The organism is Pandoraea pnomenusa, assembly GCF_040391475.1.
Lineage (GTDB): Bacteria > Pseudomonadota > Gammaproteobacteria > Burkholderiales > Burkholderiaceae > Pandoraea > Pandoraea pnomenusa_C.
This window is the reverse complement of the sequence record NZ_JBEBXS010000015.1, coordinates 109,168-121,043: the sequence shown is the minus strand read 5'-3', so window position 1 is coordinate 121,043 and position 11,876 is coordinate 109,168. Positions and strand designations below refer to the sequence as shown.

General features: G+C 65.0%; 9 protein-coding genes. 8 read left to right on the top strand and 1 reads right to left on the bottom strand.

Features of this window, described 5'->3' with window-relative positions:
• The 3 genes from ABWO90_RS17000 to ABWO90_RS16990 form a co-directional block, all read left to right on the top strand.
• On the top strand, window positions 1–260 hold a 260-nt coding region (locus tag ABWO90_RS17000), incomplete at its 5' end, for a hypothetical protein (RefSeq protein ID WP_353192401.1).
• 426 nt (window positions 261–686) lie between these two features.
• Window positions 687–1,496, top strand: coding sequence for a MetQ/NlpA family ABC transporter substrate-binding protein (locus ABWO90_RS16995; RefSeq protein ID WP_502922640.1), 810 nt, complete (start codon window positions 687–689; stop codon window positions 1,494–1,496).
• 153 nt (window positions 1,497–1,649) lie between these two features.
• Window positions 1,650–1,811 carry a hypothetical protein gene (locus ABWO90_RS16990; protein ID WP_353192400.1) on the top strand — a complete coding sequence of 54 codons (162 nt, stop codon included), beginning with the start codon at window positions 1,650–1,652 and terminating at the stop codon, window positions 1,809–1,811.
• Between the two features lie 31 nt (window positions 1,812–1,842).
• On the opposite strand, the gene prpR is transcribed toward ABWO90_RS16990, so the two are convergent.
• On the bottom strand, window positions 1,843–4,047 hold the full coding sequence (prpR, locus tag ABWO90_RS16985) for a propionate catabolism operon regulatory protein PrpR (protein ID WP_353192399.1): 2,205 nt from the start codon (window positions 4,045–4,047) through the stop codon (window positions 1,843–1,845).
• Between the two features lie 294 nt (window positions 4,048–4,341).
• On the opposite strand from prpR, the gene prpB reads away from it, so the two are divergent.
• The 5 genes from prpB to ABWO90_RS16960 all read left to right on the top strand — a co-directional run bounded on the left by prpB (window position 4,342) and on the right by ABWO90_RS16960 (window position 11,868).
• The gene (gene prpB / locus ABWO90_RS16980; protein WP_039397405.1) at window positions 4,342–5,232 is read left to right on the top strand and encodes a methylisocitrate lyase; all 891 of its coding nucleotides are present in this window, start codon (window positions 4,342–4,344) and stop codon (window positions 5,230–5,232) included.
• 27 nt (window positions 5,233–5,259) lie between these two features.
• Window positions 5,260–6,411 carry a bifunctional 2-methylcitrate synthase/citrate synthase gene (gene prpC / locus ABWO90_RS16975; protein ID WP_353192398.1) on the top strand — a complete coding sequence of 384 codons (1,152 nt, stop codon included), beginning with the start codon at window positions 5,260–5,262 and terminating at the stop codon, window positions 6,409–6,411.
• A gap of 155 nt (window positions 6,412–6,566) precedes the next feature.
• Entirely contained in the window at window positions 6,567–9,164 is a 2,598-nt protein-coding gene (gene acnD, locus ABWO90_RS16970; RefSeq protein WP_353192406.1) for a Fe/S-dependent 2-methylisocitrate dehydratase AcnD, read from the top strand.
• 11 nt (window positions 9,165–9,175) lie between these two features.
• Window positions 9,176–10,372, top strand: a complete 1,197-nt coding sequence (gene prpF / locus ABWO90_RS16965; protein WP_353192397.1) for a 2-methylaconitate cis-trans isomerase PrpF — start codon at window positions 9,176–9,178, stop codon at window positions 10,370–10,372.
• A gap of 47 nt (window positions 10,373–10,419) precedes the next feature.
• The gene (locus tag ABWO90_RS16960; protein WP_353192396.1) at window positions 10,420–11,868 is read left to right on the top strand and encodes a bifunctional 2-methylcitrate dehydratase/aconitate hydratase; all 1,449 of its coding nucleotides are present in this window, start codon (window positions 10,420–10,422) and stop codon (window positions 11,866–11,868) included.
• Window positions 11,869–11,876: the final 8 nt, after the last annotated feature.

Below are 11,876 nucleotides of genomic sequence, written 5' to 3'. Positions count from 1 at the left end.
GGGGGGGGGGGGGGGGGGGGGGGGGGGGGGGGGGGGGGGGGGGCGGGGGGGGTGGTGGTGGTGGGGGTGGTGGTGGTGGCACTGGCGGTGGCGTCGGCGCTAGCAGTGGTGTCGGAGGCGGTGTCGGCGGCCCGGGCGGTCGCGGCATCGGCGGTGCGGCCGGCGGTAACGGGCTGGCGGCGTTTGGCGGTTCCAACGGCTTCGGTGGCGGCGGGGGATGTGCGATGAACGGACAGAACGGTGAGGAGCCGTGCCCCTGAGCCAGTAGACGGGCGGGCCTGCACGCGCTCGGCACAGCGCGTGCGGGGGCTGGCCCGATGGGATGTATTTCACAGGTTGATCGTCGGTTCCTGACGCGACCGGCTGGCGGCGCTGCCGTCAGCCGTGCCACCCCCCCGGCCCGTGCTCAGGCTGTTCTCCCGGCGGTGCGCCCCTTCGGTGATCCGAAGGGGCGTTTTTTTTCATGGACGTCGGCTATCGCTTGCCGAAGGGGATATGGAAATGCCAATTATGTATTTCGCGTAAACCCGCATCTGTGGCAGCATCCGGGGTCTGGGTTGCGAAATGCACGTGGCGGCGGGCTGTCCGGGCTCTCCGATCGCCTGCAACCGCCGTGAGCCCATCAGGCTCCCCGACATCGAACAGGCGTCCATCAGGCGTCAAACAAGCACAAGGAGAAATCGCACATGCTGTCCCGTCAACTGATTAACGCGTTCCTGGGCGCCACTTTCGCGATGGCATCGCTCGGTGCGTCGGCCCAGACGGCCGACAAGCCGCTCAAGGTCGGCACCATGGCCGGCTCGGACGCGCAGATCTTTGAAGTCGTGAAGCAGGTCGCGCACAAGCGCGGCCTCGAAATCAAGATCATCGAGTTCAGTGACTACGCACAGCCGAACGCCGCGCTCGACGCCGGCGATCTGGACGCCAATGGCTTCCAGCACAAGCCGTTCCTCGACAGCCAGGTCAAGGATCGCGGTTACAAGATCGTGAGCGCCGGTCTTACGTACGTGTCGCCGCTCGGCTACTACTCGAAGAAATTCAAGTCGCTCAAGGATCTGCCGAACGGTGCCAAGGTCGGCATCCAGAACGACCCGTCGAACGGCAATCGCGCGCTGCTCCTGCTGCAGAAGGAAGGCCTGATCAAGCTGCGCGCCGGTGCCGGTGTCGACGGCAAGAACGCCACGCCGCTCGATATCGCGGAGAACCCGAAGAAGCTGAAGATCGTGGAACTCGAAGCCGCCCAGTTGCCGCGCGCATTGCCGGACCTGGACGCCGCGTCGATCAACACCAACTTCGCAGCGCAAGCGGGCCTGGTGCCCAAGCGCGACGCGATCGCCATCGAAGACCTGAAGGGCCCGTATGCCAACCTGATCGCCGTGCGCGCTCAGGACGCCAACAAGCCGTGGGTCAAGCAACTCGTGGAGGCCTATCACTCGGACGAAGTGAAGGCGTTCATCGACAAGCAGTTCAAGGGGGCATTGATCGCCACGTGGTAATCCACGGTGCGAGTCGGCATGACGCCGCCGCCAAACGAAAAACCGGGGTTTCGACCCCGGTTTTTTTATGTCCGCACGAGACGTGAGCGGTACCGCTGGCACGCATGCGATTGACTAGAATGGAAGTGTCATTCCGGCTGACGGGAGGTCGTCATGTCCATGCTCAATGTTTCCATGATGCTCGTGGCGTTGCTCGTGGGCTTCGCCATCGGCATGCTGTTCGACCATTTCTGGGTAACGCATCACGACGAGCCGGCCGACCACAAGCGCCTCGACTGGCACGACATGTGGGACCGGATCCGTCACCAGCATTGACGACGTTTTTCGCGCGCCGACTGGCGATCCTTCAGTCACCCGGTGTCTCGCGCAATTTGCGCCAGAGCGTGGAGCGGCTGATGCCAAGTGCCTCGCAGGCGGCGCTGCGGTCGCCACCGCAGGCCGCCAGCGTGGTGCGGATGCGCGCCAGTTCTTCGGCGGCACGACGCGCGCGTCCGGTCGGCGCCAAGTCGTGTCCGATGCCCGATACCTGCGAGGTGCCGCTGCTGCGGGCGCCGTGAGCACCGACGCTGTCTCCCGTGTTCGAAGGTGAAACATCGGGTGGCGTTGGCATGCCGGTCGACAGTGAAGGTGTTGCGCCGAGTTCCGGTGCAATTTCGATGAGCCGTGCGCGGCTGATCTCGCGTGCGTCCACGACGTCGGCGCACACCACCGCGATGCGCTCCAGCAAGTTCTCCAGTTCCCGGACGTTGCCCGGCCAGCGATAGGTCGCGAGCAACGGCAGCAACGACGCCTGCAGGGCGTCGACACTCATGCGGGCACCCGCCCGCGCGAGGGCGCGCTCGAGAAACAGCGGCGTGAGGCGCGGCAGGTCGTCCATGCGATCCCGCAGCGGCGGCAACACCATGCGCAGGATGTTGAGTCGGTAGTACAGGTCTTCGCGGAATTGTCCGGCGGCGACTTGTGCGCGCAGATCCCGGTGGGTGGCGGCGATCACGCGCACGTCGCACGGCACCGGTTCGTTGGCGCCCAGGCGCAGCACTTCACGCTCCTGCAGCACGCGCAACAGACGCGTTTGCAGAGGCATCGGCATCTCCCCGATCTCATCCAGGAATATCGTGCCGTTATGGGCCGTCTCGAACAGACCGGCCTTGCCGCCGCGACGTGCGCCGGAGAATGCGCCGTCTTCATAGCCGAACAATTCGCTTTCGAGCAACGTCTCCGGAAACGCCGCGCAATTGATCGCGACGAACGGGTAGTCGCGCCGTCGGCTGGCGTTGTGAATGCCTTGCGCGAGCAGTTCCTTTCCAGTACCGCTTTCCCCGTGAACGAGCACCGTCGAATCGGTTTGCGCGTAGCGGCGTGCCAGCGCCCGCACCTGCGTCATCGCCGCCGAATCGCCGATCAGGTCGTCGAGGCGATAGCGAGCCACAAGGTGTCGGGGTCGATGGCGCGAGCGCAGCGAGCGGTCTACGCGCGCGAACGATTGCGAGTCCTGACACGTCACCAGCGCGCCGGTGAGCGTGCCCTGGTCCAGCAGCGGAATCCGGTTGATCACCCAGGTCTTGCCTGCCATCGAGACAATCGCTTCGAGTTCGGCGCTCGCGCTTTCCAGCGTGCGCGCGACGTCGAGTGCAGGTGCGATCGCGTCGAGCGGGCGACCGACGGCGTCGGCCGCGGTCACGCCGAGCATGCTCGCCATCGACGCATTGATGGCTTCGATACGCCCGTTCAGATCGACCGCCGCCACGCCTTCGTGCAGGTGACGCAGCACGGTATCCAGACGTTCACGTCGCTGTGCTTCGATACGGCCGAAGCGCGCGACTTCGAGCGCGGTGTCGAACGCGGCCCGCACGGAATCCTGTGAATAGAGAAACACGCCCATCAGTCCGGCGCGTTCCGCGAGCTCGGTGACGAGGCCCGGGCCGACAATGACTTCCATGCCTTCATCGCGCAGCCGATGCACGAGGTCTTCGGCATCGTGCGCGTCGAAATAGGCGTGCTGCGCGATATCGAGATGGAACGCACTCCTGAAACGCTCGAACTCGGGCGCTGGGCGGGCGTAAGACACCAGCGCGATGCGCGAGACGGGTGAGGGCGACGGCAACGCACGGCGCGCCCGGGAGAGCGCGTGCATCACATCGAAGCCCGTGACCTTCACGAGTACCACCGGCAACGCGAGCCGCTCGCGCAGGAAGGCGCCGTTCGAGCCGGCGGCAACGACGCTGTCGACGCTCCCGGCCGGCAGGCGCTCCAGTGCCTCGATGACGGCGTCGTATCCCTTGTCGACGATCTGTACGTCGGCGAACGCGGCGTAATCCTGCACGATCTCGCGATACAGGTCGCCGAGCTTGCTGATGCCGACCGCCCAGATGACGGGCTTTCGCACGGCAGTGACCGGTTGCACAAGCCCGGCACGGGTCACCCTCGCCATCGTTGCGGGCAGGCGAGGCGGCAGATCGGTGGCATTCGGATTCGGCATGGCAGAACTTCCCGGCAATTGCGCGGCTGCCGGACTCGCCGGACCGCAGGTGAATGCGGCATATCGTAGCATGTTGAGATTTCATGTTTCAATTTGCGTTTCAGTATGAAACATCGTGCAACCACATCATCCTGTGATGCGTGACATTCGACTTGACGTAAACGTCACATGAGCGAAGAATTTCCGCTGGCAAATGAATGCCTTAGCCGCACGCCGGCACTGACAGGCGGCGGGGATGTCACGGGCTGGCACGGCTATTGCTAAAGAAAGGCACCGCAATTCAACCCATGTGCGACAGTGACGACCGGCGCAGGCCACAGGCCACCGGGAAATGTCTGCCGCACACCAAACGACCGAGGGATTCAAGTGACGCAAACCATTCGTTCGGCCGGCGCCGCCTTCCGCGAGGCCGTCAAGACCGAGCAACCGTTGCAGGTTGTCGGCGCGATCAATGCCAACCACGCACTGCTGGCCAAGGCGGCCGGTTTCAAGGCGATCTATCTGTCCGGTGGCGGGGTCGCCGCCGGCTCGCTCGGCTTGCCCGACCTGGGGATCTCCACGCTGGACGACGTACTCACCGACGTGCGTCGCATCACCGACGTGTGCGACTTGCCGCTGCTCGTGGACGTCGACACCGGTTTCGGCCCGTCGGCGTTCAACATCGCCCGCACGGTGCAGTCGCTCATCAAGTTCGGTGCCGGTGCCATGCACATCGAGGACCAGGTGGGCGCGAAGCGCTGCGGCCATCGTCCGGGCAAGGCAATCGTGACGCAGCAGGAAATGGTCGACCGCATCAAGGCGGCCGTCGACGCGCGCACCGACGAGAACTTCGTCATCATGGCGCGTACCGATGCGCTGGCCGTCGAGGGGCTCCAGGCTGCCATCGACCGGGCGTGCGCTTGCGTCGAAGCGGGGGCTGACATGATCTTCCCCGAGGCGATGACCGAACTGCCGATGTATCGCCAGTTCTCCGACGCCGTGAAGGTGCCGGTGCTCGCGAACATCACCGAATTCGGCTCGACGCCGTTGTTCACGGTAGAAGAGCTCAAGAGCGCACAGGTCGGCCTGGTGCTGTATCCGCTCTCGGCGTTCCGCGCCATGAACAAGGCAGCCGAGAACGTGTATCACACGATCCGTCGCGACGGCACGCAAAAGGCCGTGCTCGACACGATGCAAACCCGCGCCGAGCTCTACGAGAGCATTGGCTACCACGCATACGAACAGAAGCTCGACGCCCTGTTCGCACAACAGAAATAACCGAATCCCTGATCTGGAGGAATGAGCATGAGCGAGACGACCGCCACCGGCTTCAAGCCCAAGAAATCCGTTGCCCTGTCGGGTGTGACCGCCGGTAACACGGCCCTGTGTACGGTGGGCCGTTCGGGTAACGACCTGCACTATCGCGGCTACGACATTCTGGATCTGGCCCAGACGTCGGAATTCGAAGAAATCGCCTACCTGCTGGTCTACGGCAAGCTGCCGACGGTGCCTGAGCTGCGTGGCTACAAGGCCAAGCTCAAGTCGCTGCGCGGCCTGCCCGCCGCCGTCAAGGAGGCCCTCGAAGCCGTGCCGGCGGCCGCCCATCCGATGGATGTGATGCGCACCGGCGTGTCGGTGCTCGGCACGGTGCTGCCCGAGAAGGACGACCACAATATCCCCGGCGCGCGCGACATCGCCGACCGTCTGATGGCCAGCCTCGGCTCGATGCTGCTGTACTGGTATCACTACAGCCAGAACGGCGTGCGCATCGATGTCGAGACGGACGACGACAGCATCGGCGGCCACTTCCTGCACCTGCTGCACGGCCGGAAGCCGTCGGACAAGTGGGTGCGCGCGATGCATACGTCGCTGATCCTGTACGCCGAGCACGAATTCAACGCGTCGACCTTCACGGCGCGCGTAATCGCGGGCACGGGCTCGGACATGCACTCGGCGATCACCGGCGCGATCGGTGCACTGCGCGGTCCGAAGCATGGCGGCGCCAACGAAGTGGCGTTCGAAGTGCAGAAGCGCTACGACTCGCCGGATGAGGCCGAAGCCGATATCCGCAAGCGCGTCGAGAACAAGGAAGTGATCATCGGCTTCGGCCACCCGGTCTACACCGTGAGCGATCCGCGCAACAAGGTCATCAAGGAAGTCGCGCACGAGCTTTCGAAAGACCAGCAGAACACGGCCATGTACGACATTGCCGAGCGTCTCGAATCGGTCATGTGGGACGTCAAGAAGATGTTCCCGAACCTCGACTGGTTCAGCGCCGTGAGCTATCACATGATGGGCGTGCCGACCGCGATGTTCACGCCGCTGTTCGTGATCGCCCGCACTTCGGGCTGGAGCGCGCACATCATCGAACAGCGCATCGACAACAAGATCATCCGTCCGAGTGCGAACTACACCGGTCCGGAAGACCAGAAGTTCGTGCCGATCGAAAAGCGCTAAGCACGTTTGCGCCGGACACGTTGTCCGGACGCCCCGGGGCGGCAGCAGGATCGCCGCCGCCCCGGCATCGAGGCATCGCCACGCCGCAACATCGTGCGATCGCTTGCCGAGAACAGAATCACCGCAACACGCCGGGCCGACACCTCCCTCACATGATGAATACCGAATACCGTAAATCCCTGCCCGGGACATCGCTCGATTACTTCGACGCGCGCGCCGCCGTCGAGGCCATTGCGCCGGGCGCCTACGACACGCTGCCCTATACGTCGCGCGTGCTGGCCGAGAACCTCGTGCGCCGCTGCGATCCGGCGACATTGACCGAGTCGCTCAGGCAACTGATCGAGCGGCGTCGCGACCTCGATTTCCCGTGGTTCCCCGCACGCGTGGTGTGTCACGACATTCTTGGCCAGACCGCGCTGGTCGATCTCGCGGGCTTGCGCGACGCGATCGCGGCGCAGGGCGGCGACCCGGCACTCGTGAATCCGGTGGTGCCGACGCAACTGGTCGTCGATCACTCGCTGGCAGTGGAGTGCGGCGGGTTCGATCCGGACGCGTTCGCGAAGAACCGCGCCATCGAGGACCGTCGTAACGAAGACCGCTTCGATTTCATCAACTGGACGAAGAAGGCGTTTCGCAACGTCGACGTGATTCCGCCGGGTAACGGCATTCTTCACCAGATCAACCTGGAGCGCATGAGCCCGGTGGTTCAGGTGACGGACGGCGTGGCCTATCCCGACACGCTCGTGGGCACCGATTCGCACACGCCGATGGTCGATGCGCTGGGCGTGATCGCCATCGGCGTTGGCGGCCTCGAAGCGGAGAGCGTGATGCTCGGGCGCGCGTCGTGGATGCGCCTGCCCGATATCGTCGGCGTGGAACTCACGGGCAAGCCGCAGCCGGGCATCACGGCGACGGATATCGTCCTGGCGCTGACCGAGTTCCTGCGCAAGGAAAAGGTCGTGTCGGCGTACCTCGAGTTCTATGGAGAAGGCGCCGCGAACCTCACGCTCGGCGACCGGGCCACGATCGCGAACATGGCGCCGGAGTTCGGCGCCACGGCGGCGATGTTCTACATCGACGCGCAAACCATCAAGTACCTGAAGCTCACGGGCCGCGACGACGCGCTCGTCTCCCTGGTCGAGACCTATGCGAAGCAGACCGGCCTGTGGGCCGACAGCCTCGCGCATGCGCAGTACGAACGCGTGCTGACGTTCGACCTCTCGAGCGTGGTGCGCAACATTGCCGGCCCATCGAATCCGCACAAGCGTGTGCCGACGAGCGAGCTGGCCGCGCGCGGCATCAGCGGCAAGGTCGAGAACGAACCGGGCCTGATGCCCGACGGCGCGGTCATCATCGCCGCCATCACCAGCTGCACCAACACCAACAACCCCCGCAACATGATTGCGGCGGGTCTGTTCGCGCGCAACGCCAACCGTGCGGGCCTCGTGCGCAAGCCGTGGGTCAAGAGTTCGCTCGCACCCGGCTCGAAGGCCGTCACGCTCTATCTGGAAGCCGCCGGTCTGCTGCCGGAACTCGAGGCGCTGGGCTTCGGTGTGGTCGCCTACGCCTGCACGTCGTGCAACGGCATGTCGGGCGCGCTCGATCCGGTGATCCAGCAAGAGGTCGTGAGTCGTGACCTGTATGCCACGGCAGTCCTCTCGGGCAACCGCAACTTCGACGGTCGTATTCACCCCTATGCGAAGCAGGCGTTCCTCGCCTCGCCGCCGCTGGTCGTGGCGTATGCCATTGCCGGGACGATCCGCTTCGACATCGAGAAAGACGTGCTGGGCGTGGACGCCGACGGCAAGCCGGTGCGACTGGCAGACCTCTGGCCGAGCGACGAAGAAATCGACACGATCATCGCCAGCAGCGTCAAGCCGGAGCAGTTCCGTCGCGTGTACGAGCCGATGTTTGCCGCGTCGGTCGAGCAGGGAGAACGCGCCGAGCCGTTGTACGACTGGCGCGAGATGAGCACCTACATTCGTCGTCCGCCGTACTGGGAGGGGGCGCTTGCCGGTGAGCGTGCGCTGCGTGGCATGCGTGCGCTGGCGGTGCTGGGCGACAACATCACGACCGATCACCTCTCGCCGTCGAACGCGATCATGGCCGACAGCGCCGCGGGCGAATACCTCGCAAAAATGGGGCTGCCGGAAGAAGACTTCAACTCCTATGCGACGCACCGTGGTGACCATCTGACCGCACAGCGCGCCACGTTCGCCAACCCGACGCTCAAGAACGAGATGGTCGTGGTCGACGGGCAGGTCAAGGCGGGTTCGCTCGCGCGTATCGAGCCGGAAGGCAAGATCACGCGCATGTGGGAAGCGATCGAGACGTACATGGCGCGCAAGCAGCCGCTGATCGTGATCGCCGGCGCCGACTACGGCCAGGGGTCGTCGCGCGACTGGGCGGCCAAGGGCGTGCGTCTGGCGGGCACCGAGGCGATCGTCGCCGAAGGCTTCGAGCGCATCCACCGTACCAACCTCGTGGGCATGGGCGTGTTGCCGCTCGAATTCAAGCCGGGCACCAACCGCAAGACGCTCGGCATCGATGGCAGCGAAACGTTCGATGTGATCGGTGAGCGCACGCCGCGCGCCGAGCTCACGCTGGTCATCCATCGTCGCAATGGCGAACGCGTGGATGTGCCCGTGACCTGCCGTCTCGATACGGCCGAGGAAGTGTCGATCTATGAGGCGGGCGGGGTGCTGCAGCGCTTCGCGCAGGACTTTCTGGAATCGTCGCAAGCGGCGGCCTGAGGAGACACGTGATGGCGCATCAGCCACAGATTCGCATTCCCGCCACGTACATGCGTGGCGGTACCAGCAAGGGCGTTTTCTTCCGCCTGCAGGACCTGCCCGCTGCCGCACAGGTGCCGGGCGCGGCGCGCGACGCGCTGCTCATGCGTGTGATCGGCAGCCCCGACCCGTACGGCAAGCAGATCGACGGCATGGGCGGGGCCACGTCGAGCACGAGCAAGACGGTCATCATCGCCAGGAGCGAGCGACCCGGTCACGATGTGGACTACCTGTTCGGTCAGGTGTCGATTGATTCGAAGTTCGTCGACTGGAGCGGCAACTGCGGCAATCTGTCGGCGGCCGTCGGCCCGTTCGCGATCAGTGGTGGACTGGTGGACCCGGCACGGGTGCCGCGCGACGGCGTGGCCGTCGTGCGCATCTGGCAGGCCAACATCGGCAAGACCATCGTTGCGCACGTGCCGATGACCGACGGTGCCGTGCAGGAGACGGGGGATTTCGAACTCGATGGCGTGACGTTCCCGGCCGCCGAAGTACAACTGGAATTCCTCGATCCGGCCGCCGAAGAAGAGGGTGACGGCGGTGGCGGTGCCATGTTCCCCACGGGCCATCTCATCGATGACCTCGACGTGCCCGGCGTGGGCACGTTCCGGGCGACGATGATCAATGCGGGCATTCCGACCATCTTCCTCAACGCCGAGGACATCGGCTACAAGGGCACGGAATTGCAGGACGCGATCAACGGCGACCCGAAGGCGCTGGCCATGTTCGAGACGATCCGTGCGCACGGGGCGATCCGCATGGGGTTGATCAAGGATGTCTCCGAGGCCGCGACGCGTCAGCACACGCCGAAGGTGGCGTTCGTGGCGAAGCCGGCGAGCTACACGGCGTCGAGCGGCAAGGCCGTGAATGCGGGTGACATCGACCTGCTGGTGCGCGCGCTGTCGATGGGCAAGCTGCATCATGCGATGATGGGCACGGCGGCCGTGTGCATCGGCGCGGCGGCAGCGATCCCGGGCACGCTCGTGAATCTGGCGGCGGGCGGCGGGGCGCGCAATGCCGTACGCTTCGGTCATCCGTCGGGCACGCTGCGCGTGGGCGCCGAGGCGCAGGAAGCGGGGGGTGAGTGGACGGTCACCAAGGCCATCATGAGCCGCAGCGCCCGTGTGCTGATGGAGGGCTGGGTGCGCATTCCGGGCGATGCCTTCTGAGGGTGTGATCGTGTGACGACGTAGTGCCTTTTTGACGGAGGCAGGCAATGAGTTCAGGAATCTCGAATGTGCGTCCCGCGCCCGACAAGGTTCTCGCGGACATTGTCGACTACGTCCTCACCTATGAGATCCGCAGCGATCTCGCCTTCGAAACCGCGCGCAACTGCCTGATCGACACGCTCGGGTGCGGTTTCGAGGCGCTCTCCTATCCCGCATGTACGAAACTGCTCGGCCCCATCGTGCCGGGCACGGTCGTGCCGCACGGTGCCAGGGTGCCCGGCACGCCTTACCAGCTCGATCCGGTGCAGGCGGCGTTCAGCCTCGGGGCGATGATCCGCTGGCTCGACTTCAACGACACGTGGCTCGCGGCGGAGTGGGGGCATCCGTCGGATAACCTCGGCGGCATTCTGATGACCGCCGACTGGTTGTCGCGCACCGCCGTGGCCCAAGGGCAACCGCCGCTGACGATGCGCCACGTGCTGGCGTCCATGATCAAGGCGCACGAGATCCAGGGCTGCCTGGCGCTGGAGAATTCCTTCAATCAGGTGGGGCTCGATCACGTGGTGCTGGTGAAAGTGGCGTCGACGGCGGTCGTGGGCGAAATGCTCGGGCTGTCGCGTGACGAACTCATCAATGCGCTCTCGCTTGCATTTGTCGATGGGCAGAGTCTGCGCACCTACCGTCATGCGCCGAATACCGGCAGCCGCAAATCCTGGGCGGCGGGCGACGCGACCAGTCGCGCGGTGCGTCTCGCGTTGATGGCGCGCACGGGGGAGATGGGCTATCCGTCAGTTCTCAGTGCGAAGACATGGGGCTTCTACGACGTGTTGTTCAAGGGCAAGCCGTTCGCATTCCAGCGCCCGTACGAGTCGTACGTGATGGAGAACGTGCTCTTCAAGATCTCGTTCCCGGCGGAGTTTCACGCGCAGACGGCGGCCGAAGCGGCCATGACGTTGCACGGCAAGTTGCAGGCCATGGGGCGGCGCGCCGAAGACATTCGTTCGGTGAAAATTCGCACGCACGCAGCGGCGATTCGTATCATCGACAAGCAGGGACCGCTCGCCAATCCGGCGGACCGCGACCACTGCATTCAGTACATGGTGGCCGTGCCGCTTCTGTTCGGACGCCTGACCGCGAACGACTACGAAGACTCGGTCGCTGCCGACCCGCGCATCGACGCCTTGCGCGCGAAAATCGTTTGCGAGGAAGCCCCGCAGTTCACGCACGACTATCACGATCCTGACAAGCGTTCGATTGCCAACGGGCTGACCGTCACCCTTGCCGATGGCACGGTGCTCGACGAGGTCCTCGTCGAATACCCCATCGGCCACAAGCGCCGACGTGCGGAAGGGATTCCGTTACTGGTGGAGAAATTCAGGACGAACCTGGCGCGCCGTTTCGCCGCGCGGGCACAGGCACGCATCCTCGATGTCGCGCTCGATCAGCAGCGCCTCGAAGCGATGCCGGTGCATCAGTTCGTCGATCTGATGGTGTGATGGCACGC

Coding starts and splice junctions, on each gene's coding strand:
- ABWO90_RS16995 (WP_502922640.1), top strand. CDS start 687: ATGCTGTCCCGTCAACTGATTAACGCGTTCCTGGGCGCCACTTTCGCG.
- ABWO90_RS16990 (WP_353192400.1), top strand. CDS start 1,650: ATGTCCATGCTCAATGTTTCCATGATGCTCGTGGCGTTGCTCGTGGGC.
- prpR (WP_353192399.1), bottom strand. CDS start 4,047: ATGCTACGATATGCCGCATTCACCTGCGGTCCGGCGAGTCCGGCAGCC.
- prpC (WP_353192398.1), top strand. CDS start 5,260: ATGAGCGAGACGACCGCCACCGGCTTCAAGCCCAAGAAATCCGTTGCC.
- acnD (WP_353192406.1), top strand. CDS start 6,567: ATGAATACCGAATACCGTAAATCCCTGCCCGGGACATCGCTCGATTAC.
- prpF (WP_353192397.1), top strand. CDS start 9,176: ATGGCGCATCAGCCACAGATTCGCATTCCCGCCACGTACATGCGTGGC.
- ABWO90_RS16960 (WP_353192396.1), top strand. CDS start 10,420: ATGAGTTCAGGAATCTCGAATGTGCGTCCCGCGCCCGACAAGGTTCTC.